Origin of the sequence: Pinirhizobacter soli (assembly GCF_015905305.1) — a bacterium.
Taxonomy (GTDB): domain Bacteria; phylum Pseudomonadota; class Gammaproteobacteria; order Xanthomonadales; family Rhodanobacteraceae; genus Pinirhizobacter; species Pinirhizobacter soli.
Genome location: NZ_JADZLQ010000001.1, coordinates 1,320,109 through 1,346,648 on the forward strand (window position 1 = coordinate 1,320,109; position 26,540 = coordinate 1,346,648).

Consider the following 26,540-nt stretch of genomic DNA (forward strand, 5'->3'; position numbering starts at 1 on the left):
TGAGGGGAAAGGCCTTCTCGTGAGGCCATGGTCAGGCAGGCAACACCAACGAGGGTAATGCTCATGTCCACCGTACTTCGCAAGCATCCGCTGTCGTGTGCCATCACCGCGTCGCTTCTCGCCGTCGTGTCGGCGTCGGCAATGGCATCGACCTGGGCCGATAGCCAGCCCTATAACCTGGCTCCGCAGACCGACACGGCGCAGGCGACGCCAGCGACGCCACCGCCCGATAACGGGAAAAATGGCGCAAAGAAAGACAAGGACGCCGTCACGCTGTCGACCGTCGTCGTTACCGGCGTCCGTGCGTCGCAGATGCGCGCCATCGACTTGAAGCGCGATGCGCCGAACATCCAGGACAGCATCACAGCGGAGAACATCGGCGCCCTTCCCGACACCACGATCACCGACTCGCTGCAGCGCGTCACCGGCGTGCAGATCAACCGCGAGGCCGGCGTGGGCACCTCGGTGGACGTGCGCGGCCTGCCCCAGGTCGGCACCATGTTGAACGGTGAAGTGTTCATCACCGCCGACCAGATCGACTCGCAGCAGCCGGACTTCGGCATGCTGCCGTCCACGCTGTTCCATGGCGTGGACGTGGTCAAGTCGTCCACGGCCAACGAGACCGACGCTGGCATCAGCGGCGCCATCGACCTGCATACCTACCGTCCCTGGGATTTGCCCAGCGGATTCACCTACAGTTATTCGGCGGACGGGGAACGCGGCAAGACCACCGAGCATTGGGGGCCCGAGGCCAACGGCCTGATCTCGTTCAACGATCACGGCCGTTGGGGCTTGCTGATCGCCGCCGATTTCTCCAACACCCGGCGGACCAGTTCCACCGAAGGCCTGGACCAGTACGGCGTGGTGCTCAATGGCGAGAACGCCGCCAGCGCCGGCGGTTACAACGGCTTCCTCACTCCGTGGAACGGTGCGCCCATCCCTGGGCAAATCATGCAGAACGCCGACGGCAGCGTGGATGTAAACCACGACGGCAAATCCAACGGCGTATTCATGGGCAGCCAGGATATCGGCCTCAACCAGATCACCACCCAGCGCAAGCGCAAGTCCGGCAATGCATCGTTCCAGATGGATATCGGCAGCGGCTTCAGCCTGACCAGCGACTACTTCTATTCGCAACAGCGCCAGTACGATCGCAATGTCGGCATCCAGTTCAACTCCACCAACTGGCAGGGCGCCACCTATGTGCCGCTGCAATCACGCGACACGGGCCACCCTGCCCTGGGCTCGTACGGCACGCCCGAGCCCGGCTGGGAAGGCAGCAACCTGTACACCACGCAGGTCTACCAGAAGTGGCCCGGCGACGTGGAGTCGTACTCGTCGATCATCCAGAAAAGTAGCGTGGCGAGGAATTTCAACCTGCAGCTGGACTACGACGACGGCGGCCCCTTCACCGGCACCCTGCGCGGCATCCGTGACACGGCCTGGCAGTCCAACCAGGAAACCGACCTGAACATTTCCGATTCGGACGGTGCCCTGTGGCCCAATGTGTTGATGGATGGCGTGCCAGACGACGCAGTGCCTCCGGGCACCATGGTGTACCCGGCACAGCTCGGCGGTAACCGCGTATTCAATGCCAACGGCATTCCGCAGAACACGATCCCGATCACCGCGGACTTCCGCGGCCGCTACATCAAGATCGGCCTGCCCGGAGCGTTGGCTTCCGATTTCGCCAATCCCAACGGCTGGACCATGAAGACGCTTGAGTCCTCCGGCGACTACGACCGCCAGGTGGCGCTCAATGCCGTGCGGTTCGACGGCAAGTTCGATTTCCAGGACGGCATCAAGCTGGAGTTCGGCGTGCGCAACAGCATCCGCAGTGCCGACAACAACGGCTGGACACTGGAAACGCCGGTGTACGCGGGCATGGGTGCGAGCGATCCGGGTGGCTGCCTGGTGCGCTACGTCGGTGCCGACGTGGTGTTGAACAGCGGCGCGTGTACGGCCGGCAACGACCAGGGCTATTTCCGCGCCGGACCGCTATCGGCGCTGCAAATGCCCAATACCGCGGGCCCGCTGTCGAAGAATTTCAAGCAGTACAACAACCTCCTGGGTTCAGGCATCAATTTCTGGGCCGTGAACCCCGACGCCCTGGTCGATCCCATCTCGTACTGGAAGTCGCTCTACCCGGACACCCAGCAGGTGGCCGAGCCCGGAACGACCTGGGGCGTGCGGCTTAAGGAATTGTCCGGTTACCTGCAAGGCGACTTCGAGGGCGACCTTGGCAGCATGCGCTATAGCGGCAATGTGGGCGTGCGCCTGATCCGTACCACCCTGGATGTGTCCCAGCACTTGAGCGGCGACCCTGGCGCGTACGGCAACGAGCCGCTGGATGTCGGTATCGAAAAGACCAACCGCAAGTACCAGGACGTGCTGCCGTCGGCCAATTTCTCGCTGGACATGACCGACAGCCTGAAGCTGCGACTGGCCTATTCGAAGAACATGATGCCGCTGGACCTGAGCACCTGGGGCGGTGGCTTGCAGTTGAACTACAGCTTGAGCGAAACACCCACCGGCCCGATTTTCCGCGTCGCCAATGGCACCTCGTCGGGCAACCCGGACCTCAACCCCTGGCGTTCCACGAACTTCGGTGCTTCGCTTGAGTACTACATCAACCCCACCAGCATGCTGAGCCTGGCGCTGTTTCGCATCAACGTGGACAGTTTCATCAAGAACGGCAGCGTGACCAACTGCACCCTTCCCGACGAGGATGGCGTGGTCCGCGATCACTGCATCGTGATCACCGAGCCCGTGCAGGGCACCGGCAACAGCATCCATGGCGCGGAACTCGACTACCGCCAGGGCTTCACCTTCCTGCCCGGCTTCCTGTCCAAGACCGGCATGGAGATCAACGGCACCTATGCGCCCAGCAATTCGGGCGAGAAGGACCTGGCCGGCAAGCGAATTCCCTTCCAGGATAATTCCACCAAGTCGGGCAACTTCATCCTGTGGTACCAGGACGACCGCTTCCAGGCGCGCGTGGCGTACAACTACCGGTCGCGTCGCGCGGTGATGGACAGCGTGGGCGGCATCACCGGCATGGAGATGTACGAGGCGCCGCAGAAGTACCTCGATGCGTCGATCTCGTACAAGCTCAGCAAGTACGCGGAGATTTTCCTGGACGGCACCAACCTCACCAACGAGTACCAGCGGTACTACCTGGTGTGGCCTGACCAGCCTGGACACTCCACGTTCTCCGAGCGCAGCTTCATGGTCGGCGTGCGGGGACAGTGGTGAGCGGAGCACCTCCGACGCGGAGCGACACCACTTTCCATCGCTCCATTGGGGTGTTCTCCGGCACCGCGATCAACATGACCCAGATGTGCGGCATCGGGCCGTTCATCACCATCCCCATCATGGTGGCGGCGATGGGCGGCCCGCAGGCGGTGATCGGCTGGATCGCCGGCGCCATCCTGGCGATGGCCGATGGCTTGGTGTGGGCGGAACTCGGCGCGGCCATGCCGGGTTCGGGCGGAACGTACGTGTACTTGCGCGAAGCATTCCAGTACCGCACCGGCAAGCTGATGCCGTTCCTGTTCATCTGGACGATGCTGCTGGCCATTCCCCTGCTGATGTCCACCGGCATCATCGGCATGGCCGAGTACCTGGGGTTCTTCTTCCCCAACCTCGGCTGGTGGCCGGTACACCTGATCAGCCTGGCGGCGACCGCCGTCGTCACCTGGCTGCTGTACCGCCGCATCGAATCGGTCCGCACGATCACCATCGCCTTGTGGGTGATCATGCTGGTGTCCGTCATCGGCACGGCCGCGGCAGGCTTTTCGAACTTCAACGCAAGCTTTGCCTTCACCTACCCGGCCGACGCGTTCGGCGGCCATTTCTTCGTGGGGCTGGGTGCGGGGCTGATCATCGGCATCTACGATTACCTGGGCTACAACACCACGGCCTATATCGGCGACGAGTTGCGCGACCCGGGCCGGACGATGCCCAGATCCATCATCATCTCGGTAATGGCCATGATGGTCGTCTACCTGCTGCTCAACATCAGCGTGCTGGGCGTGGCGCCGTGGCAGGAAATAGCCCAATCGAAGTCGGTGGCCTCGCTGGTGGTGGAACGCAGTTGGGGGCACCTGGCCGCTGCGGTGATGACTGTGCTCATCATCGTCACGGCCTTCGCTTCCGTTTACACGGGCCTGCTCGGTGGCTCGCGCGTGCCATTCCAGGCGGCGCACGACAAGGTATTCCTGTCCGTGTTCGGGCGCCTGCACGAAAAGCATGGCTTCCCGCATGTGGCCCTGATCACGATGGGCGTGGTGACGGCCATCGGCACCTTCTTCGACCTGACCGACGTCATCAACATGCTGCTGACGGCCATCATCATTGTGCAATCCATCGCGCAGATCGTGGCGCTGGTGACGTTGCGCAAGCGCCAGCCCAGCCTTGCGCGCCCTTACAGGCAATGGCTTTACCCGGTGCCTTGCGTGATTGCGCTGCTGGGTTGGATCTATGTGTACTTCTCGGCCTCCACCATATCGCTGATCCTGTCGGGCCTATGGATCGTGGCCGGCCTTGCGGTTTTCATGGTCTGGGCGAAGTTCAACCGGTCCTGGCCGTTCGCGCCTGTCGAAATACGCGAAACCTATCTTGGGAAAGAGTGACGCCATGCAATCTTTAACCAGGCACGCGCTTTGGATGATGGTCGCGGTAGCGGTTTCATCCGCACCGAGCGCATACGCCCAAAAAGCCTATACCCCAACCAGGGTCAGCGGCGACGCTGGCTCCATCACCGCCATCGACCGCTGGCAGATCCAGGACAGTTCGAAGGCGCAGCAAGCCGGTACCGACATCTCCTCGACGTCCTTCCACACCAAGGGCTGGTACGCGGTGAGTGGCAGGGCCACGGTGATGGCAGGGTTGCTGGAAAACGGCACGTTCAAGGACGACGTGTTCTATAGCGACAACCTGCGTGCGGTGCAGGTACCCGAGGCCAGCGGCAATCTCTTCGTTACGCCCTGGTGGTATCGCTCCGAATTCACCTTGGCCAAGGGGCCGGCCGGAAGACACACCTTGCTTCGCACGAACGGGATGGTCGCCAGCGCGGACCTGTGGGTGAACGGGCATCTGGTCGCCGACCACGCGTCGGTGGCCGGGGCCTACCCGGTACGCGAGTTCGACGTAACGGCCTGGGTACATGCGGGCGCCAACGTGCTGGCGATGCAGGTACATCCGGGTGATCCCAGGATGAGCCTCTCCATTGGTTGGGTGGACTGGAACCCCACGCCCCCGGACAACAACATGGGCCCCTGGCGTGGCGTGGATATCGTCCAGGCCGGACCCGTGCAACTGAGCTTCCCGCAGGTCGCATCGACGCTGTCGCTGCCTGACCTCTCGCACGCCGCGCTGGACGTAAAGGTGACCGCGAAGAACCTCGACACCGTGGCGCATGATGCGACGATCACCGGCACGGCGGCCGGCGTTCCCCTAAAGCAAGTCGTGCACCTAGGACCGGGGCAAACCCAGGTCGTTTCGTTCTCGTCCAGCTCGACCCCGGGCCTCGCCCTGGATCATCCGAAGATCTGGTGGCCCATCGGCATGGGCGAACACCCGCTCTATCAACTCGACATGACGGCCGCGGTCGATGGGGCGACTTCCGACCGGGCCACGGCGACTTTCGGTATACGCAGTGTCACCTCGAACCTCACCAAGCAGGGCTATCGCCAATTCTTCATCAACGGAAAGCCCTTGCTGATCCGCGGCGGCGGCTGGGCACCGGACATGTTCCTGCGCGACGATCCTGCCCGCATGGAGGCCGAGTTCAGCTACGTGCGCAACCTCGGCCTCAACACCATCCGCAGCGAAGGGAAGCTTGAGAACCAGCGCTTCTACGACCTGGCCGATCGCGACGGCATCATGATCCTGGCCGGGTGGGAATGCTGCGACAAGTGGGAGTCAGCCGCCAACACCGGCGGGCAGCCCTGGGACGCCGCCGATATGCAGGTGGCAGCAGATTCCATGGCAAGCGAGGCACGCCTGCTTCGCAACCATCCTTCGGTGATCGGCTTCCTGATCGGCAGCGACAACCCACCGCCACCGCCCATCGCGAAGGTCTATGTCGACGCGCTGCGCGCCGCGAACTGGACCTTGCCCATCATCTCGGCAGCCGTCCCCAAGGGCACCGCCGAAGCCGGCCCCTCAGGCCTCAAGATGGCAGGTCCCTACGACTGGATACCGCCGGCCTATTGGTACGCCGACAAGCTCGGTGGCGCGTTCGGCTTCGATTCGGAGGTCAGCGCCGGCGCCGTTATCCCGCGAATGGAAGACATACAGCGCATGCTCTCGCCGCAGGAGCAGGAAGCCCTTTGGAAATACCCGGAGGCCAGGCAATACCACGCATCGGCTGATTGGTCGACGTTCGCGGTACTGACGCCGTTCGACAAGGCGCTGGCCCATCGCTACGGGGCACCGACGAACCTTGCCGATTACGTTGCCAAAGCCCAGCTGGACAACTACGACAACACCCGCGCACAGTTCGAGGCGTTCAATGCGCACATGGATGCCGCCAACCCCGCCACCGGCGTGATCTACTGGATGCTCAACAACGCGTGGCCGTCACTGCACTGGCATCTGTACGACTACTTCATGAATCCGGCCGGCGCCTATTTTGGCGCCAAGAAAGCCAACGAGCTGGTGCACATCCAGTACTCGTACGATTCGAAGGACATCGTGCTGGTGAACCACGCGCTTGACGATGTGCACGGCCTTCAGGCGCGCATCCGCGTGCGCAACCTGGATGGCAGCGTGCGCTTTGACAAGAGCCTGAAGGATGTCGATGTGGCGGGGAACCGTACACGGAAACTTCAGACGCTTCCGGCCGTCGCCGGCCTGTCCCCGGTTTACTTCATCGAGCTGGAGCTCTCGTCCTCCGACGGCGCGACCGTGAGCCGCAATGTCTACTGGCTACCCACCGGACCGGATGTGCTCGACTGGGCCAAGTCAAACTGGTACCTCACTCCGGTAACCAAGTACGCAGACCTCACCGCGCTACAGTCCTTGCCCGCCGCGACCAGCCAGGTTCGCGCCACGACCCGGCACGAAGGAAACGAAGATGTCACCACGGTCGAGCTGACGGTACCGGCATCGTCCAGGGCGCTGGCGCTCCAGCAACACGTGTCGATCAGGCAGGGCGCCAAGGGCGATCTTGCGTTGCCGATACTGTGGAATGACAATGACGTCACGCTTTGGCCCGGGGAATCGATCGTCCTCACCGCGCGGTACGCCGCGAAGCAGGGAGTTGTACCGATGGTCGAGGTCAGCGGGTGGAACGTACCGCTCCAGAGTGTTCCGGCTAACGGAACGGGTCATTGAAGACGGAAGGGTTTCCATGGCACGCGTGACCATCAACGATGTCGCCCGGGTCTCGGATACCTCGAAGAAGACCGTCTCACGGGTATTGAACAACGAGCCGAACGTACGCGATTCGGTGCGCGACCGCGTGCTGTCGGCCGTGGCGGAACTCAACTACCGGCCGCTTACCTCCGCGCGCAGCCTGGCAACGAACCGGTCCTTCATGATCGGCCTGCTTTACGACAACTTGTCGCCAAGCTACATCATGGAAGTCCAGGCGGGCGTGCTCGAAGCATGCGAGGCCAGGCAGTACAGCATGATGGTGCAGCCGCTGGTGTCGACGGCACCGGACTTCGTCGACCGCGTCGACGGCATCCTCTCGCGGCACCGGCCCGATGGGCTGATCCTTACGCCACCCCTCACCGACCATGCGAAGCTGCTCGATCACCTGCGCAAGGCCGAGATTCCATTCGCCTCGATCGCCCCGCGCCAGTCCAAAGGTTGCATCGGGGTGATACTGCGCGAGCGCGAAGCCGCGGCGGCGATGGTGGACCACCTTGTATCGCTTGGTCATCGCCGCATCGCACACATCATTGGCCCACCCAAACACGGCGCGGGCATCTGGCGCCTGGCCGGTTACCGTGACGGGCTGAAGCGCGCCGGGCTTGAGGAAAATCCCGCCTACATGATCCAGGGGCAGTTTTCCTTCGAGTCGGGCGTGGCCGCGGCCCGCCAGTTGCTCAAGCTCAAGAAGCGGCCCACCGCCATTTTTGCGGCCGACGACGACATGGCTGTCGGTGCGATCTGGGCGGCCGCGGAGGCTGGGGTTTCGGTACCTGCTGATATGTCCATCTGCGGCTTCGACGACACCACGATCGCCACGCAGGTGTGGCCGCCGCTGACTACCGTGCACCAACCAGTGCACGACATGGGCAAGCGCGCCACTGAGGAGCTCTTGCTTCGCGTGCTTGACAAGGGGGAAGCCCGCATGGTCGAAGTAGGCTACGAAATGCGGGTGCGGGCATCGACGGCGCCCGCACCCCTCACCTAAGTGCCACGCCACCAATCGATAGGAGAAAAGCCCAGATGCCCGCCACGCCTGACGCCAACGCCCCGCGACAGAAGTTCCACTTCATCTCCGGGCTGCCGCGTTCCGGCACCACGCTGCTGGCCGCCATCCTCAACCAGAATCCGCGCTTCCGCGCCGGCATGACCAGCCCCCTTGCCGACATCATGGGCGTGGTGATGGCCGAGGCAAGCAGCAAGAACGATTTTTCGTTCGATGTCTCCGACGAGCAACGCGTGGCCATGCTGCGCGGACTTGTGGAGAGCTTCTACTCGGCCCAGGGCGATGCCAACGTGGTGTTCGACACCAGCCGGCTGTGGTGCAGCCGCATGCAGTTGCTCGAAACGCTATTCCCTGGCGTCAAGGTGATCGCCTGCGTGCGCCAGCTGGCCTGGGTGATCGACAGCATGGAGCGGCTGGTGCGCAAGCAGCCGGTAAGCGTCAGCAAGATATTCCGCTTCGACACCAATACCACCGTGTACTCGCGCGTCGAGGCGCTCACCGATCCCCGGGGCATGGTGGGTTTCGCCTACCAGGCCACCAAGGAAGCATTCTACGGCCCGTACGCGAAAGACCACCTGCTGATGCTGAGCTACGAAAGCCTCGCGGCGGATCCCGTCGCAGCCATGCGCGCGGTCTACAAATTCCTCGACGAGCCCTGGTTCGAGCACGACTTCGACCACATCGAATACAACGCGGACGAGTTCGATGCCCGCGTCGGTATGCCCGGCCTGCACTCGGTCCGGCCGAAGGTCGAGTCGATCGAACGCCAGCCTGTCCTGCCGCGTGAAATCTTCGGACGCTTCGCGAATGAGGCGTTCTGGATGGATCCGAAGAACAACGTCAACCAGGTTCCCATTATTTAGAGGCTGGCGCGGACTACTTAATGTAGTTGAATAAGGTCAGCTGCTGCGCTTTCACGAACACCTGCTGGGACGCACTGAGCGCCGCCGACTGCATCGACAGCTGGCTGATCGCCGTGGCGGGGTCCGCGTCCGTCACCGCCGTCAGGGCGTTGGTGTACGAAACCTTCAGGTCCGCATAAGCCGAACTCTGCTGGTCTAGCGTGTTCATCCGCGCACCCACCAGCACCTGCGTGTTGGTAACGGCCGATTGCGTGGAATCGAGCGATTCGATCTGACGGTTCATCACGTTGTTCAACGAAGCGCCGCTGGCGCCGCTGTTCAACGCGTTGATCATGTTGTTGAGGGTGCCGAAGATGTCCTGGTTCTGGCTCTTGCCCACGGTCACGCTGTCCCCCGCCGCCGGGGTGCCGGTCATGGCGATGGTCATGCCGTTGAAGCTGATGTTGTCCCCGTCCTTGTAGTTGCCGCCCACGGGGTTGCCACTGGTATCGAGCACCGGGTTGCCGCCGGCGTCGGTGGCCGTCCAGTTGCCCGCGCCGTCGAAGTTGATGGTGTAGCTGCCATTGCTGGCCATGCCGTTGGCGTAAGCCGTGGCGTCGGTCACCGAGCTTCCGCCCACCACCAGCGAACCGGTGTTGCCGGAGGCGGCCGTGGCGCTGAAGGTGCCGTTGCCGTTGGCATTGTTCATGAAGATGCTGCTGCCGGTATCGCCGGTGGCGATCTGCAGGCCCGAACCGATCGAGGCGTACAGCTGGCTGTCGGTCCCGGTGTAGCTCACCGAGCCGTCGGCATTCTGGATGAATGGCGTGGACGTGCCGCTGGTGCCGCCGAACAAGGCGTCGCCGTTGCTGTCGGCCGTGTTGCCCAGCTGCATCAGCTGATCACGGATCTGCGAGAGGTTCGTGGCGATGCTCTGGCGGTCAGCAGGAGCCAGGCTGCCGTTGATCGACTGCAATGCCAGGGTGCGCGCGGAGTCAAGGAGGTTCGTGACCGAATCGAGCGTCGTGGTTTCCGTGGACATGCGCGTATTGGCGCTGTCGATGCTGTCGGAATACTGCTGTTGCCCCGCCATCATGTGGCTGAGCGAGATCGCCTTGCCGGCGCCGGTGGGATCGTCGGAGGCAACGTTGATGCGCTTGCCGCTGGTGACCTCGTTCTGCGAGGCGTTCACCGCGGCCTGCTGGGCCATCATCGTCGTCAGTGACTGCTCGTACGACCACTGGGTTGAAATGCGTATGGACATGGCCGTTACCCGATCGCGTTCATTAGGCTGGTGAAAATCGTCTGTGCCGCGGCGATGACCTGCGCGGACGCCTGGTAGGACTGCTGGAATTTCACGAGGTTGGCGCCTTCCTCGTCGATATTCACGCCCGACACGCTTTGCTGCGCGGACACGGCCTGGTCGTGCAGGGCGGTCTGGGTGGTGAGGTTGGTCGCGGCCTGGGCGCCGGCACTGCCGATCTGCGTGGTGAGATTGGCGTAGGCATCCACCACGCTTACCTTGCCGCCGGAGAGTACGCCGGTGTCGGACAGGGCAGCCAGCTTAAGTGCATTGCTGTTGTCATTGAGACCATTGGCATTCTTCGCCACCCCGAAGCTGTCGCCCGTTGCCGGCGTGCCTGTCAGGGTGACGCTCCAACCGTTGGCGGTAATCGGCTGGCCGGAGGTGTAGGTGCCGCCACCAATGGTGGCGCCGCCAGCGTCGGTGATCGTGTAAGCCGTGGGCGAGGTGAAGCTGATCGTGGCACCGGCAAGCACGCCGGCGTTGGTCGGATCGGTGACATTGACCGAGCCCACCTTGGCCGCACCGGTGTTGGCTGCCGCGGCGGTGGTGGTGAGCGCAGCGGCCGCGGCAATGTTCGACGGATCGGTCATCGCCACGCTCAAGGAGCCCGCGGCATTGCGCGTGGGTTGGACCTTGAAGCTGTCACCCGCGGCGGCCGTACCGGACACGCTGAAGGTCATGCCGTCGGCGGAGTACGTGCCGTCAGGATTGGTGGTAAGAGGCACGCTTTGGCCGGCGGTGGTCTTCAGGCTCCAACTGGCGCCGTTGTAGCTCATGATGTAGTCGGAGCTGGTGGTGGCCGACACGTCGCTGATGGTGGCACCGACGGCGGCACTGCCGGTGTTCTTCGACGACGAGGACACTGCTGGCGATCCGACGGAAAAAATCGGCGCGCCCAGGTTGCCGTTCAAATCCAGGCCCTTGGCCTGCTGCGCATTGACACTCGAGGACAACGCCAAAGCCGCCTGGCCTAGCGCGTTCTGCGCCGGGTCCAGGACCGTGGTGCGATAGTCGAGCATGGCGCCCAGGGCGCCGCCGCTCAACTTGGTGGTGATGTCGTTGCCGACGCTGTCGGTAATGTTGGTGCGGGTGGCGTCGTAAGGGTCCGGCGTGGCCTTCAGATCGTACGAGGTGGGTCCGGTGACGACGGTCTGCCCCGCCGTCGTGTAGACGCTCATGGTGCCGTCGGACTCAGCCACCGTGTTGATGCCCACCAGGCCCGAAAGCTGGTTCACCAGTGCGTCGCGCTGGTCGAGCAGGTCGTTGGGCATGGCGCCGTTGCCAAGCTGCTTGATCTGCTTGTTCAACGCGGCGATCGCGGACGTGGCGCTGTTGATGCTGTCGACGGTGCTGCTGATCTGCTTGTTCACCGACAACTGCTGGGCCTGCATCTGCTGGCCGAGCGTGTTGAACATGGTGGCGGTGCTGGCCGCATCCCCGAGCAGCGACTGCCGCGCGGAACTGGTGGACGGCGCGTTGGCCACGGTGCTGAAGGCGGCGTAGAGCGAATCGAGCGAGCCTTGCATGTCGCCGCTTCCACTAAGCACGCTGTTGAGCGTGGTGGTGAGGTCGTTGAACGTGCTGGCGCGGGAGAGGCTGGCGTTGGACGACCACATGGCCGTGGTCAGGTATTGGCTGTACGAGCGCTGCACCGAGGCCACGTCCACGCCGTTGCCGATGGTGAACTTGCCCGCCTGCTGCGAGATGCGCTCGACCTGGGTCACCGTTTGCCGGCTGTAGCCGTCGGTGCCCGCGTTGGCAATGTTGTTGCCGACGGTGGTCAGCGCGATCTGCGCGGCATTCAGCCCCGAGATGCCGGTGGTGAGCATGTTGGCCATGGTTATTCCTTAAGACTCGCCGTTCACGGGATGGCCGCCGAAACGGACTGCTTGAGTGCTTCCAGTGCCTGGCGCATGCCATCGCTGTTGGCGATGGCGGCGACCTTGCTGGCATACGAGGGATCGGTGGCGTAGCCGCCGGCGACCAGTGCCTTGGCATAGCCGTAGGCGTCGTCGCCCTTGCCCACCGCCTGGGCATAACGCGGGCTGTTGGCGATCAGGTCCGCATAGTCGGAGAACGAACCTGACGGTGAGTCATAGGCGCGGAACGCCGCGCGGGTGCGCACCGCCACGCCGCCTTGATATTCCACGGTTGGCACGTTCACCTTGCCGCCATCCCAGCTGGAACCTGCCTTGATGCCGAACAGGTTGAAGCTGGAGTCGCCGTTGCCGGCCTTGGGCATGTGCTTGCCGTACTGGGTTTCAAGCGCGGCCTGGGCCAGCACCACGCGAACGGACACGCCAAGCTTCTTGGCGGCCTCGATCGCGTGCGGGGCCAGGTCCTTGACGAACTGCTGGATGTCCTGCGGCACCCACTTCTTCACCGCCGTGCCCACGGCGCCGACGGAACCAGCCAACGCTGCAACCTTGTCCTGCCAGTCGCTGCCGGTGGAAGAAGCATTGGCGCCCTGGGCGGCCAGTTGCTGCTCGGCGGAGGAACCGCCCAGCTGCTTGACCAGCATGTCGGCAATCCCCAAGCCCTTGCCTTTGGACAAACTCACCGACAACTGGTGGTCGTAGAGATCCGTCCACTGGTCCTGGCCCTGGCTGTCCATCAGGCCATCCGACGGCGTGGCAGCGCGCATGGATTTGAGCATCATCTGGGTGAAGATGGCTTCGAACTGCTTGGCAACCACCGGCAGCGCGGATTTCTCATCCGCCTTTGCACTGGCGCGCAACGCGCCGAACCCGGACAGGTCTGTCCAGGTTCCGACGTTGTTCGCGGTGACGTTGCCGGCGGCCATGGCGTTAGATCACCACCAGCTCGGCATGCAGGGCACCGGACTGCTTGAGCGCCTGCAGGATGGAAATCAGATCGCTGGGACCGGCGCCCACCTGGTTCACCGCGCGCACGATCTGGTCCAGGCTCACGCCCGGACCGAACTTGAACATATGCGCGCCGTCTTCGGAAATGCTCACCGAGGAGTTCTGCACCACCTGGGTGGTGCCGTTGGAGAACGGGCCAGGCTGGCTCACCTGCGGGTTCTCGCTGATCGTTACCTGGATCGAACCATGCGCCACGGCGGCGGCGCTGACGCGCACGTCCGAACCGATCACCACCGTGCCCGTGCGCGAATTCACCACCACGCGGGCCGGGGCATCACCCGGGGTGACTTCCAGGCCCTGGATGGCACCGAGCCACGCGACGCGCTGGGAAGCATCCGCCGGGCCGCGCACGGCGATCGAACCACCGTCCATCGGCTGGGCGGTGCCGGCGCCATAGGTGCCGTTGATGGCCTGGGCCACGCGCGCTGCCGTTGTGAAATCCGGGGTGTTGAGGTTCAGCACCATCGGGCCGTCCTGGCCGAAGGTCGAGGGCACTGCGCGCTCGACGCTGGCGCCGTTGGGAATACGGCCCGACGAGGAAATATTGATCTGTACGGATGATCCGCTCTTGCCGCTGGCGCTTGCGCCACCGACCACCACGCTGCCCTGGGCCATGCCGTAGACGTTGCCGTCGGCACCGCGCATCGGGGTCATCAGCAGCTGGCCGCCGCGGATGCTCTTGGCGTTGCCGATCGAGGCCACGGTGACGTCGATCACCTGGCCGGGCTTGGCGAACGGCGGAAGGTCCGCGGTCACCATCACCGCAGCGGCATTCTTCAGCTGCGGACGGGCATTGGCCGGTACCGAGATGCCGAACTGCTGCAGCATGTTCTCAAGGCTCTGCGTGGTGAACGGTGCCTGCGTGGTCTGGTCGCCCGAACCATCCAGGCCTACTACGAGGCCATAGCCGATCAGCTGGTTGCTGCGCACGCCCGCCACCGAGGTGAGGTCGCGGATCTTGTCGGCCTGCACCGGCGCCACGATGGTGGCGGCAAGGGCGAGGCCGGCGATGAGCTTGCGCATGAAGGTATTCATTTAAAAGGGCATCCACTTCGAGCTGAAGAAGCGCGAGAGCCAGCCCTGGGTGTTGGCGTCGGCCAAGGCACCCTTGCCCGCGTAGGTGATGCGCGCATCGGCCACTCGGGTCGACAGCACGGAGTTGTCCTGGGCGATGTCCTGGGCGCGGACGATGCCTGAGATACGCACCAGTTCCTGGCCCTGGTTGATGGTCAGCCACTTCTGGCCGCGCACCAGCAAATTGCCATTGCCCAGGCGCTGGGCCACGGTGACGGTGAGCTGGCCGCTGAGCTGGTTGCTTTGCGAACTGGAACCGGAGCCGTCGAAGCTGCGGTCGGCATCGGTGCCGATGTTGGCGGCAACACCGCCGACTTTCAGCGTATGGCCGAGCACCGTCGGCGCATCGATGGAAGTCTTGTCGGTCTTGCTGGTGGCGGTTGCCGATTTCTTGCTGGCCTGGGTGGCTTCCACCAGGTTCACGGTAAGGATGTCGCCCACCCGATGCGCCTTGGCATCGTTGAACAACTCCATGTTCTGGTCGGCCTGGTAGATCGAGCCGTTGCTGGCGGGCGTGGCCACCGGCTCCATCGGCGCGGTGGCTGCCCACTCGGCGTCGTCGTGGGCGCGGGTGTTCTGCATGCCGCAACCGCCGAGCGCGGCAGCGAACGCCAGCAGGCTGCAACGGAGGATGAAGGAGGAAGCGTTCATGATGATCTATCAGGTTTTCTGGCTGATGAACTGGAGCATGTCGTCGACGGCACTGATCGACTTGGAATTCATTTCGTAGGTGCGCTGGGTCTCGATCATGTTCACCATCTCTTCCACCACGTTGACGTTGGAAGATTCCAGCGAACCCTGCAGCAGCGTGCCCATGCCGTTCAGGCCCGGCTGACCGGTCTGCGGCGTGCCGCTGGAAGCGGTTTCCAGGTAAAGGTTCTGGCCCTTCGACTGCAGACCCGCCGGGTTGGTGAAGTCGGCCAGCTGCAGCGTGCCGATGGTGGTCGTGGTGTTGCTACCCGCTGACACGGCTGAAACCGTGCCGTCGGTGCCGATGGTGACCGAGGTGGTGTTCGGCGGCAGGGTGATCGCAGGCTCGATCGGGTAACCGTCGTCGGTCACCAGCTGGCCGTTGTTGTCCGGATGCAGCGAACCGTCGCGGGTGTAGGCCAGGCTGCCGTCGGGCATCGAGACCTGCAGGAAGCCGTTGCCCTGGATGGCCACGTCGTAGGAGTTGCCGGTCTGCGTGAAGCCACCCTCGGTGAAGTTTTTCTGGGTGCCCACCACGCGCACGCCGGTACCGATCATCAGGCCCGTCGGCGACTGCGTCTGCTCGGTGGTCTGTCCGCCAGGCTGCCCCTTGTTCTGGTACATCATGTCCTGGAACGACGCACGCGAGCTCTTGAAGCCCGTGGTGTTGGCGTTGGCCAGGTTGTTCGAGATGACATCCATGCGCGTCTGCTGCGCATCGAGGCCGGTCTTGGCAATCCAGAGTGAGGAAAACATGGTGAACTCCTGTGTACGTACCGCTTAAGCGTCAATTTGCCGACAGCAACTTGATGGACGAGTCGGCGTTGTCTTCCGACGTCTTGATCGACTTCACCGCCATTTCGTATTGCCTGGACAGGGAAATCATCTTCACCAGCTCCGCCGATGCATTGACGTTGCTGCCTTCCAGCGTCCCGGTCGCCAGGCGGACGGTGTCATCGGCCTGCGCCGTGTTCCCATCTGCCGGGTGCATCAGGCCGTCGGAGCCCTGGACCATCGCCGTATCACCCGATACGAGCTTGATGCGATCCAGGGTGGAGACGGTTTCCGGACCCTGTCCCTGGGGTACTGCAGAAATCGTGCCGTCTTCGCCAACCTGAAGTTTTGACGCATTGGCAAGCGTGATCGGGCCGCCGCCGCCGATCACCGGATTGCCCTTGGCATCGGTGAGCGTGCCGTCGGCGGTGAGTTGCAGGTCGCCGGCCCGGGTATAGGCCTCGCTGCCGTCCGGTGCCTGCACGGCGATGAACCCCGGGCCACGCACGGCTACATCGAGCGTGCGGCCGGTGGACTGCAGCGCGCCCTGGGTCATGTCGTTGCCCAGTCCATAGGCCACGGTGTTGATACGGGTCTTTTCGCCATCGCCCAGCACGGGAACGGACGTGAACGAAGTCAGCTCGCTCTTGAAGCCGGTGGTACTGGCATTGGCAAGATTGTGGCTGACCGCGTCCTGGGCCCGCATCATCTGCGAGGCCCCGGTCATCGCGACATAGATGGAATGATCCATGGCTAAAGACCCTTATCGCTTCTTCGCTTAGCGCGAGATCGCGTTGAACAGCGTGCTGGCCAGCGTGTTGTCCACGGTCAATGCCTGGGCATTGGCCTGGTAGTTGCGCTGGGCCTTGATCATGTCCACCAGCTGGCTGGTGGTATCGGCGGTGGAGGAACTCTCCAATGCGCCGGACTGCACGGTGCCGAACTGGCCGGAACCGGAGCTGCCCATCACGGCCGTGCCCGCGTCGGCACTGGCAAGCCAGGTGGTATTTCCGGTCTGGCGCAGGCCCTGCAGGTTGGCGAAGTTGGCAAGCGCCACCTGCCCCAGCTGCGCGGTCTGGTTGTTCGAGTAGTTGGCCGTGACCACGCCCTTCGAATCCACGTCGATCGAGGAAAGCGTGCCGGCCTCGTTGCCGTCCTTGTCCACAGCGCCCGCGGAATAATCCGTGCCGAACTGGGTGGTGTTGCTCATGTTCAAGGTCATCGTGACCGGGTTGGAACCGTTGCCGAAGTTCACCGGGTTGAAGGCCAGGTTGCCGTTGGCGGGCGTGGTCAGCTTGCCGGCCGCATCAAACGTCATCGCTTGCGTGCCGGCGTCCTGGCCGTCCATGAACAGGTGCGCGTCCCAGCTGTTGGTACCGGTCTTGACGTAGTACACCGTGGCCGCGTGCGATCCACCTTGCGAATCGAAGATGTTGAAGGTGGTGGTGTTGTTGTAGCTGTCCGAATCGGACGTGCTGAAGGGCGTGGTGGTAGGGACCGAGGCGCTGGAGGGAAGGTTCGCGCTGATCGCAGCCTTCGTGCTGGCCGTAGCCGCGCTCTGCGCCGTGGTCAGGTTGAGGTTCTTCAGCGTGCTGGTGTCGAAGCCGCCGCCGATGGCGTTGGGCGGATATACCTGCAGGTTATAGCCTTCCTGCGTGAGCACATTGCCCGAGGCATCCTCGTGGAAGTTGCCCGCGCGGGTATAAGCCAGGCCGCTGCCGGTGTTGACGGTGAAGAAGCCGTTGCCGGAGATGGCGAAGTCCAGGCTGTTGGACGTGGTCTCGATGTCACCCTGCTGGAACTGCTGGGCCACGTCGGTCATGCGCGTGCCCGAGCCCACGGCCGTGGCATTGATGTTGTTGCCGGTCACGGCGAACACGTCGGCGAACTCGGCGCGCGAGCCCTTGAAGCCGGTGGTGTTGGCGTTGGCCAGGTTGTTGGAGATCACGTTCAGGTCGGACTGCGCGGCATTGATGCCGGTCAGCGTGGTATTGAGTGCCATGAGTCAAGTTCCTCGGATTCGAAGTCGAAAGTGCGTCAGAGAATTTGCGCGACCTGGGCGAGCGGCACGCCGCCCACGCCAGCCACTTGCAGGTATGTTCCGACGGTCGATCCGCCATACCCCACGCCGGTCACGGTGCCGGAGATGAAGGTATTGGCCGAGGTACCGGCGTCGGTGGCCGCAAGCGTGTAGGTTCCCGCCGCGACGGCTTTGCCACTGTCGTCCTTGCCGTCCCAGGTGAACTGCGAGAGGCCCTCGCTCTGGGTTCCGAGATTGATCGTGCGCACGGGGTTGCCGGACGCATCGGTGATGTTGATCACCACGGCGCCGGCCGTGGCCACGTTGACCGCGCCCTTGGTCGCGGTGCTGCCGTCATAGGCGGTGGTGGTGGCCGGCACCATCACGTTGCGACCGACCAGGCTTGCTGAACTGAGCACCTGGCCCGTTTGCGAGGCGCTGGAGAGCTGGCTGGCCAGCGAGGTCACCGTGGTGTTCAGGTCCTGCGTGGCCGACAGCGTGGAGAACTGCGCCATCTGCGAGGCGAACTGCTGGTTGTCGACCGGGTTGGTCGGGTCCTGCGCCTGCAACTGGGCCACCATCAGCTTCAGGAAGTCACTCTGCGACATCGCGCCGGTCGAGGATGACGACGAAGACGACGACGATGAGTTCGACGTATTGGTGGTGTTGTTGGTATCAACGGTGCTCATGGGAATTCCTACTTGCCGAGGTCGAGGGTTTTCAACATCAGCTGCTTGGCTGTGTTCATGACCTCGACGTTGTTCTGGTACGAACGCGAGGCGGAAATCATGTTGACCAGTTCGTCGATCGGGTTGACGTTGCTGGAGTAGACGCGGCCTTCGGCATCGGCCAGCGGGTTGCCGGGTTCGTAGTGCGAATCCACCGGTGCCTGGCTTTCGCTCACGCCCAGGATCTTCACCCCGCCCATGGCGCTGTCGGCATCGCCGCCTGCGCCGACGCCGCCCATCTGGCGGGCCATGGCGGCCGAGAACAGCGGCGACTTCGCACGGTAGGCCGCTTCCGGGCTACCGGCGACGGTGTCGGCGTTGGCCAGGTTGCTGGCCGTGGTATTCAGGCGCATCGACTGCGCGGCCATGCCGGTACCGGCCACGTCGAAAATATTGAAAAGACTCACGAGCTGCTCCCGTTGATGGCGGTGCGCATCATGCGGATCTGTGCGGTGATGAAGCTCAAGGAAGCCTGGTAGTGCACGGCGTTGCCGGCGAACTGGGCCTGTTCCACCTGGGTATCGACGGTATTGCCGTCCATCGTCGGCTGGGAGGCCACGCGGTAGGCCAGCGACTCGTGGCCCGGGATGGCCCCCATGCCGCCCAAGTCCTTCTCGGACGTCGCCGTCATCTGCAGGCCGCCGCTTTCGCCTGAGCCGGAGGCCGCCGCCAGCGCCTGGCGGAAATCCACATCACGCGCCTTGTAGTCGGGCGTGTCCGCGTTCGCCAGGTTCGAGGAAATGACCTCGGCACGCTTCTGCCACAGGCCGAGGGCCTGGGTATGGATGCCGAACATGTTGTCGGTGAAGTTGCTCATGCGCCGAGCCCCGTGGAATGACGGAGTTCGTTGAGCAAGACCTATGCCATCAATTAACTATATGATTTAACTTGATTTAATAGCTTGGCGGCATTTTTCCGGCGCGACCCGGGCGCCGGAATTCAGGCACTTGGGGGCCTTTAGTTACAACGACGCCCAGCGGACGGGCTCTTCCGCCGGCAACAGCTCCACCACGGCCGCGGCGAGTATGTCGGGCTGGAATTTGGCGATGAAGCGGTCGGCACCCACCTGGTTCACCATCGACTCGTTGAATACGCCGCTGAGCGAGCTGTGCAGCAATACCTTCAAGTGCTTCAGGCGCTCGTCCTCGCGGATGGCGCGGGTAAGCGCGTAGCCATCCATGCGTGGCATCTCGATATCGGAGATCACCATGGCCACGTTGTCGTCGCTGTCGCCTTCGGCCAGCGCCACCAGCTTCTCGTAAGCTTCCTGGCCATCGTTGGCCACCACGCAATCCAGGTTCATCTGGCGGAACAGTTCCACGATCTGCGTGCGGGCCACCATCGAGTCATCCGCCACCAGCACCCGGCGGGGGCGCCGGCGGGCGTCGCCCGGGACGCTGCCGATGCGCGATGAAAGTTCCACCTTGGCAGGCTCGATGCAGGCGAGCACCTGCTCGACATCGACAATGGCCAGCAGGTTGCCGTCCAGCCGTGTCACGGCATTGACACGGGGGCCGTAACCCAACGACGGCGGTGGCGCCGCCATGCCGGCGCCATCGCAATGAACGATGCGCTGCACGTCAGATACCAGGAAGGCCTGCACGCTGCGGCTGAATTCGGTGACGATGAAATGCGCCTCCGGGTGATCGGCCAGCGGCGGATACCCCATGGCCTGGGCCAGGTCGATCACCGGGATGGTCTGGCCGCGGTAGTCGAAACTGCCGGCGATAAGCTCATGCATGCTGGGCATGCGCTCGAGCCGCTGGCGGCGGATCACCTCGCGGACCTTGAACACGTTGATGCCGAAGTCCTGTCCGTCGCCGAGACGGAACATCAGCATGGCCACGCGGTTGTGGCCCGCCAGGCGGGTGAAGCGTTCGACGGTTTCGAGCAGCGGGCCGGCCATGCTTAGGTTAAGTCCATGCTTGGGATGGCGGCTTATCGGCCGGGGACGGGGGAAACTGAAGGCTCGGCTCGCTTGGCATATGCCTTGCTTCCTCAAGTCTCGCGTCCTCGTGTCGATCTATGGGGACACCCTCGGAGCCGTCGTTATCTATGAGCCTTATCTGGAGTCAGCAGGTCGAGCAGATCGCCCAGGCGCTTGCCGCCGGCGATGCGGCCCGCGCCAAGTCGCTTTCCAAGCAATTTCCGCGGGCGGCACGGGCACTTGCGCCGCTGCTGGCCGCGCCGAAGCTGCGCACCGCACCCTCGGCCGCCACCCAGGCGCTCGAGCAGCAGGGCCTGGTGTTGTCCGGGGCCCAGGCGATGGGCACCCAGCTGGTGGAGCTGACCCGCTGCGTCGACGACGCGCGTGACAGCGTCGGTCGTTTGACGGATACCGGCGCCAGGATTTCCACGGCGCTCGATGCAAGCCACGCGGGCATCGCCGGCATCGCCCAGGCGCGCGACCAGGGTTCGAACAATGTCGCAGAGCTCGACGGCCAGCTGCGCCTGCTGCGCAGCGCGCTGTCGGGCATGACCCGCAACCACGCCAAGTTCGCCGGCTACGTCGAGCAGATCCGCGCGCTCACCGCCGCCGTGCAGGACATCGCCCACCAGACCAACCTGGTGGCGCTCAACGCCGCCATCGAGGCCGCCCGCGCGGGCGAGGCCGGCCGCGGCTTCGCCGTGGTAGCCGACGAGGTCAAGCAGTTGGCCGAGAAAACCGCCCAGGCCACCGGCGAGATCGAGCTGGTGACCCACGCTGTGGGCGAATTCTCCGGCCAGCTGGAAGAATCCGTACAGCAGAGCCTGCGCCGCCTGGACCAGAGCAATACGGGCGTTGAGGGCATGCAGGGAGCACTGGCCAAGGTGGCCGACGCCGTGAACAGCACCCGAAGCCAGATCGATGGCGCCCGCGAGGGCTTGGGCGGCTTGCACGCCCGCGTTGCCGCGGTGCAGGCCACCCAGGCGTCGCTCGGTCGCGTGGCCGGCGAAATCCGTCGCCAGGGCGATGGCCTTTCCCGCGCCGCGGTGCTGGCCCACCGACTGGTGATGACACGAATTGACGGCGACGGCGAGCTCGATGCCGCAAGCCTGAGCCAGATGATCCGCGAAGCCAGCCAGGGCATGCACCATGCCGTGGACCTGGCCACGCGTGATCCTTCCGGCATGGATCGCCGCTGGCTTGATACCACCCACCTGCAGCGCATGATCGAACGCCTGCGCAGCCAGCGCGATGCCACGGCGGGGCTCGCCCTGGCCGAGGCGGGTGAACGTTTCACCACGCACAGCCAGGTTTTCGTCAGCCTGCTTGGCGAAGGCAAGCATGCCGAAGCCGGCCAGGCCGCGCCCCAGCTGCATCGCGAGCTCGACGCCATCGTGCAGAACCTTTCCAACGTGCTGACCAGCCAGATCGCATGATCCGCGCGGCCGCCCTTGCGCTTGCCCTGGCCCTCGCCTTGCCCGTCGCGGCGGGTGAAGCGCCGTCGGCGGCGCGCCTGTCGGCCATCGCCACGCAGTACCTGAAGGACAATCCGCCCGTGCCCGGGGCCCGCATGGAGGTAACCTCCGAACCGATGGATACGCGCCTTGCGCTGCGTCCATGCGCCGGCACACCGACGGCGGCCATCCCTGGTGGGCGGGCAGCTGGCCCACGAATCACCGTGGCCATCACCTGCCCTGACGACGGCGGGTGGACGGTTCGCATCCCATTGCGGGTCAAGCAGTTCGTGTCGGTGCTGGTGACCACCCGGCCGCTGACGCGGGGCGATGGCCTGGCCGCCGACGATGTCCACGCCGAGGAACGCGACGTCGCCAGCATGGGATATGGCTATATCGCGAACCTCGCCCAGGTCGAAGGTCGTGCCCTGGCTCGCCCGCTCCGCGCAGGCACCGTGCTGGCCCCGGGGATGCTTGCCGGCCGCCAGGCCGTGCACAGCGGCGACTCGGTGATGATCCTGGCTTCCATCGACGGCATCAGCGTGCGCGCCGAGGGCGTGGCCCTGGGCAGCGGTGACAACGGCGCCCGGGTGATGGTGCGCAATGCCAATTCCGGCAAGGTCCTTAACGCCATCGTGCGCAGCCAGGGCAGCGTCGAGGTAATCCAGTGACCGGCTGCACGAAAATCATGGGCTGAATCGATTCACAATCGTAGCGGCCGAATTCCGCCAGGGGCTAAAGTTCTGGCGCCCCAGGCCGTTAAGGGACGCGAAGGGCCGCCAAGGAACCAAGAATGAACACCACGATCAAGACCGGCATTACGCCGCAGCAAACCCAGCCCAAGGCGCCCAGCGCCGCGGCGGGCCAGCCTGCGTCCGCCGACCAGGTTGCTTCCACCGTGAAGACCAGCGACGACAGTATCAGCCTCACCAGTTCCGCCCAGGCACTGGGCCAAGCCAGCAAGGCGGGCGATGTCATGGACACGCACAAGGTCGAAGCCATCCGCCAGCAGCTTGCCAGCGGCACGTACCAGATCAACCCAGGCGCCATCGCCACGAACCTGCTGAAGCTGGAAGGCCAGCTGGGCGGCCAGTCGTGAACGCCGGCCTGAATGCAGAGATCGCTGTCGCCGTCGAGGCGGTGATCGGCCAGATGCATCAGGCCGTGACCACCCTCCAGCAGGCACTGACCGACGAACGCCGCGCACTCGACGCGGGCTCGGCCGATGCCCTGGACGAAGCCACCAGCTTCAAGCAAAGCCTGCTGCGCCGCCTCGAAGCGCTCGATGTCGAGCGCAAGCACCTGGGCCGCGCCGGCAACATCGACACTGCCCTGCACCCGGCCTGGCCTTCCATCGTCGACGGCCTGGCGCGCTGCAAGGACATGAACCAGATCAACGGCGGCATCGTGAACCAGCGTCTGCGCCACGTGCGCAAGGCATTGTCGCTGCTCACCGGCCGTCCGGAAACCAGTGAACTGTACGGCCCGGGCGGTTATGCCCGCGGTCCCGCGCGCCCGGGGATGCTAGCCCAGGCATAGGCAACAAGCAGAAAAGGACCACGGTGCGCGGCTTGGAAAGGGGCGGGTGCCGTGGGTGACACGAAACCCACCATCGACCGGCCGTCCCCATGTCAGTTTTTGCCAATTCCCCGTCGATGAGCCAGGCACAGGTGCTGCCCGTCGTGAGACAGCCCATCCTGGACCGCCAGCAAGCCCTGTTCGCCTACGAACTGGCCTTCCCGCGTGGCAGCAACACCGACGGCAGCGAGGCCCTTACCGGGCAAACCCTCGCCGCCATCGCCGACGGCAGCCTGAAGCAGCTCGTGCGCGACAACCGCGCCTTCCTGCACGTATCGCGCGAGCTGTTGGTTTCCCATGCCGAAACGCTTCGCCAGAACGCGCGGCTTGGCGTGTGCGTGGGTCCGGCCCTGGCCGGCGACGAAGAAGCCCTCACCACGCTGCGCTGGCTCAAGGCCAGTGGTTGCCTGTTGATGCTCGAAGACTTCCCCGACGACCTGGGTGAAGAACAGCGCGCCGCGTTCGAAGTGCTGCTGTTCATCGTGCAATACGCGATGGTCGCCGTGGATCATCGCGATGTCGAGGCCGCCAACGCGCGCATCGAGTACATCAAGAGCTTCAACGTCAAGGCGATCGCCACGGGCGTGGACACGCCCGAGGATTACGCCCGCTTCATCGATGCACCGGTCGATGGCTTCCAGGGCAAGTACCTGCTCAAGCCGGAGCGTGTGGACGTGCCGCGCATGTCGCCGAGCAAGCTGGGCCTGCTGCGCCTGATCGGCGCCATGAATGAACCGAACAACGGCCCGATCGAACTGGGCAAGATCATCCGCGACGACGCCATCCTCAGCTACAAGTTGCTCGGCTGCGTGAATTCAGCCTATTTCGCCCTGCCCCGCCAATTGAAATCGGTGGAACAGGCGGCGGTATTCTTCGGCGTCAACCGCATGCGCAACTGGATCAGCACCATGGCGCTTGGTGGCATGGACGAGCGTCCGCCCGAACTCCTGCGCCTGGCGCTGGTGCGTGCGCAGATGTGCGAGCGCCTGGCCTCGGGCAAACCGGCATTGAAGGAAATGGCCTTCACCGCCGGCCTGTTCTCGCTGCTCGACACGCTGATGAATGCACCGATGTCCTACGTGCTCGAACACCTGCCGCTGGCCACCGAGATCAACCAGGTGCTGCTGGAGAACACCGGCCCCTTCGCGCCGATCCTCGACCAGGTCCGCCAGTGGGAGTCCGGTGACGTGACGAGCGAGGAAGATATCCACAAGCTTGCCGCGATCTACTTCGAAGCCGCCCAATGGGCCGACCACGTCTACGCCTTCGCCGATGCTGCGGCCAGCTGAAGTGTCCGGCTGCGTCTAGCCCACGAGCAGGTGCAGCAGCAGGAATTGCCACAACAGCAGCACGGCCATGCCGATGATGGATATCAAGGTAAGCGCTATGCCCACCGAGCGGCCGAACGAATAGCCGCTGGCGCCCGACAGCCCAAGGCCATGCAGCACGCGCCCCACCACCAGCACGATGCCGAAGGCATGCAACAGCCACGGCTGGGTCTGGTCCAGTTCCAGCACCAGCAACAGGATCAGGGCAAGCGGGATGGTTTCCACCGCGTTGGCATGGGCGCGGACCGCCCTGGCCATGGCCGGCACGCCGCCATCGCCCAGGCCGATCTTGTGCCGGTTGCGCAACAAGCTTACGCGCAGGAGAAGACCCACTACCCATAACGCGAGCAAGGCCGCGTACAAGCCGGTAATCCGCATCGGTTTGGTTTCCTGTCAGTCCCCTTCGGACCGACAGTGTACCCGCCAGCTGGCCAGTGCAACGCCCGCGGCGCATAACAGCAACCATGCGGCCGACTGGCCGATGCTCACTGCCAGCCACAGCACGCAGGTGATCGCGCCGATGGTAATGGCGGCCGTGCCCAGGGCGAACAACACGTCGTGCTGCATGCGCTGGCGCTGGGACAGCAGGAAAACGCCCAGGGCCACCAGCACGAAGGCGAGCATGCGCCAGGCGACAATCATGCCCGGTTCCTCGGGCATACCCGGGATCACATCCACCAGGGAGCGGTCACCCACTTGTACTTCGAAGCCGGGACTTGGCGCATCCGGGCGCGTGGAGGGCGCCAGGGTGTCGCCATCGATGCGCGCCAGCACGGTGATTTCCTGCAGGGGTATGGTGCTCCATGACACCCGCAGATCGCCCAGGCGCGGGCTGCCGGGGCGAGCGCTGGTGACCAGCGCGCCGTCGTACAGCTGGAAGGTGGCCGCGAAATTCGCCGGCAGGGATTTCATGTCCGGCGCAAGCGCGTTCGAACCCGGCAGCGCATGGAGGATGGCCGGCGACAGCACGAAATTGCCCAGCAACACCTGGCCTGCGTCGAACTGTTTTCCTTCCACGGGGAAGGCGCCGGGGTTGGCGTGTCCGCGCGGCTGGTCGAAGCTCGAGGCATTGACCGGGTGGTCGACCCAGTCGAGCTCATAGCTGGCAATCGAGCCCACGCGTATTTCGCGCCACTGGAACATTTCCACGTGGCGAACCAGTACGGGAGATTCAGCGTGCTGACCGAAAGCATCGTCGCGGGGCGTTTCGACCACCTTGGGCATGCCCGCCACGCGCGTGGTGGCACCGTACTGGCCCGCCTGAGGACGCCCTCCGCCGCCAAGGTCAAGCACGCTGCCAGCGGTGTGCTGGGCCAGCGCCTGGCGGTAGTCGATCAGCGACCGCTCGGCCGTCGCGGAGATGCCAAGCCCGGCCAGCACCAGCAAGGCACCGATCACGCGCACGAGGGTAAAGCGCTGCAGCCAGCGCAGGGCCGGCTTCATGCGTCCATCCCCGCCCCGAGGGCCGGTTTCATGGTTGTGCCTTGCCCGATGGGATTCATCACGTGGCTATGAGTGGTAATCGGCAAGGTGATCGGCGGTCGC

The 26,540-nt window shown here is 64.3% G+C and carries 24 protein-coding genes; 10 read left to right on the forward strand and 14 right to left on the reverse strand.

Annotation, left to right across the window (positions count from 1 at the left end; translation table 11 throughout):
* Positions 1-63 precede the first annotated feature (63 nt).
* Genes NDK18_RS05650 through NDK18_RS05670 form a run of 5 tightly spaced genes read left to right on the forward strand, consistent with a single transcriptional unit; the run spans position 64 to position 9,252 of the window.
* Positions 64-3,255, forward strand: a complete 3,192-nt coding sequence (locus NDK18_RS05650) for a TonB-dependent receptor (RefSeq protein ID WP_250627278.1) — start codon at positions 64-66, stop codon at positions 3,253-3,255.
* The gene (locus NDK18_RS05655) at positions 3,252-4,634 is read left to right on the forward strand and encodes an APC family permease (RefSeq protein WP_250625282.1); all 1,383 of its coding nucleotides are present in this window, start codon (positions 3,252-3,254) and stop codon (positions 4,632-4,634) included. Before NDK18_RS05650 ends, NDK18_RS05655 begins: the two co-directional genes overlap by 4 nt.
* Positions 4,635-4,638: 4 nt before the next feature.
* A complete protein-coding gene (locus tag NDK18_RS05660; RefSeq protein WP_250627279.1) occupies positions 4,639-7,341 on the forward strand; it encodes a glycoside hydrolase family 2 protein in 2,703 nt (900 codons plus the stop codon).
* Positions 7,342-7,357: 16 nt separating this feature from the next.
* On the forward strand, positions 7,358-8,371 hold the full coding sequence (locus NDK18_RS05665; RefSeq protein WP_250625280.1) for a LacI family DNA-binding transcriptional regulator: 1,014 nt from the start codon (positions 7,358-7,360) through the stop codon (positions 8,369-8,371).
* A gap of 35 nt (positions 8,372-8,406) precedes the next feature.
* Complete coding sequence (locus tag NDK18_RS05670; RefSeq protein WP_250625279.1) at positions 8,407-9,252, forward strand: sulfotransferase family protein; 846 nt, start codon at positions 8,407-8,409, stop codon at positions 9,250-9,252.
* Between the two features lie 13 nt (positions 9,253-9,265).
* Here NDK18_RS05670 and flgL read toward each other — a convergent pair whose 3' ends face one another.
* The 12 genes from flgL to NDK18_RS05730 form a co-directional block, all read right to left on the reverse strand.
* Positions 9,266-10,495, reverse strand: a complete 1,230-nt coding sequence (gene flgL, locus NDK18_RS05675) for a flagellar hook-associated protein FlgL (RefSeq protein WP_250627280.1) — start codon at positions 10,493-10,495, stop codon at positions 9,266-9,268.
* A gap of 5 nt (positions 10,496-10,500) precedes the next feature.
* Positions 10,501-12,375: a flagellar hook-associated protein FlgK gene (gene flgK, locus NDK18_RS05680; RefSeq protein ID WP_250625277.1), complete on the reverse strand. Its 1,875-nt coding sequence runs from the start codon at positions 12,373-12,375 to the stop codon at positions 10,501-10,503.
* 23 nt (positions 12,376-12,398) lie between these two features.
* On the reverse strand, positions 12,399-13,340 hold the full coding sequence (gene flgJ, locus NDK18_RS05685; RefSeq protein WP_250625276.1) for a flagellar assembly peptidoglycan hydrolase FlgJ: 942 nt from the start codon (positions 13,338-13,340) through the stop codon (positions 12,399-12,401).
* A gap of 4 nt (positions 13,341-13,344) precedes the next feature.
* Positions 13,345-14,445: a flagellar basal body P-ring protein FlgI gene (locus NDK18_RS05690; RefSeq protein WP_250625275.1), complete on the reverse strand. Its 1,101-nt coding sequence runs from the start codon at positions 14,443-14,445 to the stop codon at positions 13,345-13,347.
* 12 nt (positions 14,446-14,457) lie between these two features.
* Positions 14,458-15,147, reverse strand: coding sequence for a flagellar basal body L-ring protein FlgH (gene flgH / locus NDK18_RS05695; RefSeq protein ID WP_250625274.1), 690 nt, complete (start codon positions 15,145-15,147; stop codon positions 14,458-14,460).
* Between the two features lie 9 nt (positions 15,148-15,156).
* Entirely contained in the window at positions 15,157-15,942 is a 786-nt protein-coding gene (gene flgG / locus NDK18_RS05700; RefSeq protein WP_250625273.1) for a flagellar basal-body rod protein FlgG, read from the reverse strand.
* Between the two features lie 31 nt (positions 15,943-15,973).
* A complete protein-coding gene (gene flgF, locus NDK18_RS05705; protein WP_250625272.1) occupies positions 15,974-16,711 on the reverse strand; it encodes a flagellar basal-body rod protein FlgF in 738 nt (245 codons plus the stop codon).
* Between the two features lie 27 nt (positions 16,712-16,738).
* Positions 16,739-17,962, reverse strand: a complete 1,224-nt coding sequence (gene flgE / locus NDK18_RS05710; RefSeq protein ID WP_250625271.1) for a flagellar hook protein FlgE — start codon at positions 17,960-17,962, stop codon at positions 16,739-16,741.
* A 35-nt stretch (positions 17,963-17,997) separates the two neighbouring features.
* A complete protein-coding gene (locus NDK18_RS05715; protein WP_250627281.1) occupies positions 17,998-18,669 on the reverse strand; it encodes a flagellar hook assembly protein FlgD in 672 nt (223 codons plus the stop codon).
* Positions 18,670-18,677: 8 nt separating this feature from the next.
* Positions 18,678-19,115: a flagellar basal body rod protein FlgC gene (gene flgC / locus NDK18_RS05720; protein ID WP_250625269.1), complete on the reverse strand. Its 438-nt coding sequence runs from the start codon at positions 19,113-19,115 to the stop codon at positions 18,678-18,680.
* Positions 19,112-19,525: a flagellar basal body rod protein FlgB gene (flgB, locus tag NDK18_RS05725; protein ID WP_250627282.1), complete on the reverse strand. Its 414-nt coding sequence runs from the start codon at positions 19,523-19,525 to the stop codon at positions 19,112-19,114. The genes flgC and flgB overlap by 4 nt, the downstream gene beginning before the upstream one ends.
* 144 nt (positions 19,526-19,669) lie before the next feature.
* Entirely contained in the window at positions 19,670-20,614 is a 945-nt protein-coding gene (locus NDK18_RS05730; RefSeq protein WP_250625267.1) for a chemotaxis protein, read from the reverse strand.
* A 149-nt stretch (positions 20,615-20,763) separates the two neighbouring features.
* Here NDK18_RS05730 and NDK18_RS05735 point away from each other — a divergent pair, with 149 nt between their 5' ends.
* The 5 genes from NDK18_RS05735 to NDK18_RS05755 all read left to right on the forward strand — a co-directional run bounded on the left by NDK18_RS05735 (position 20,764) and on the right by NDK18_RS05755 (position 24,956).
* A complete protein-coding gene (locus NDK18_RS05735) occupies positions 20,764-22,071 on the forward strand; it encodes a methyl-accepting chemotaxis protein (RefSeq protein WP_284691503.1) in 1,308 nt (435 codons plus the stop codon).
* Complete coding sequence (flgA, locus tag NDK18_RS05740; protein WP_250627283.1) at positions 22,068-22,760, forward strand: flagellar basal body P-ring formation chaperone FlgA; 693 nt, start codon at positions 22,068-22,070, stop codon at positions 22,758-22,760. The genes NDK18_RS05735 and flgA overlap by 4 nt, the downstream gene beginning before the upstream one ends.
* Before the next feature lie 122 nt (positions 22,761-22,882).
* Positions 22,883-23,188 (forward strand): flagellar biosynthesis anti-sigma factor FlgM, encoded by a 306-nt coding sequence (flgM, locus tag NDK18_RS05745; protein WP_250625265.1) that lies wholly within the window; start codon positions 22,883-22,885, stop codon positions 23,186-23,188.
* Complete coding sequence (locus tag NDK18_RS05750; RefSeq protein WP_250627284.1) at positions 23,185-23,628, forward strand: flagella synthesis protein FlgN; 444 nt, start codon at positions 23,185-23,187, stop codon at positions 23,626-23,628. Before flgM ends, NDK18_RS05750 begins: the two co-directional genes overlap by 4 nt.
* Positions 23,629-23,717: 89 nt before the next feature.
* A complete protein-coding gene (locus NDK18_RS05755; RefSeq protein ID WP_250627285.1) occupies positions 23,718-24,956 on the forward strand; it encodes an EAL and HDOD domain-containing protein in 1,239 nt (412 codons plus the stop codon).
* Between the two features lie 15 nt (positions 24,957-24,971).
* Here the strand turns inward: NDK18_RS05755 and NDK18_RS05760 are convergent, their stop codons facing one another.
* Both NDK18_RS05760 and NDK18_RS05765 read right to left on the reverse strand, forming a co-directional pair.
* Positions 24,972-25,373, reverse strand: coding sequence for an MAPEG family protein (locus tag NDK18_RS05760; RefSeq protein ID WP_250627286.1), 402 nt, complete (start codon positions 25,371-25,373; stop codon positions 24,972-24,974).
* A gap of 15 nt (positions 25,374-25,388) precedes the next feature.
* Positions 25,389-26,438 carry a TMEM43 family protein gene (locus NDK18_RS05765; RefSeq protein ID WP_250625261.1) on the reverse strand — a complete coding sequence of 350 codons (1,050 nt, stop codon included), beginning with the start codon at positions 26,436-26,438 and terminating at the stop codon, positions 25,389-25,391.
* Positions 26,439-26,540: the final 102 nt, after the last annotated feature.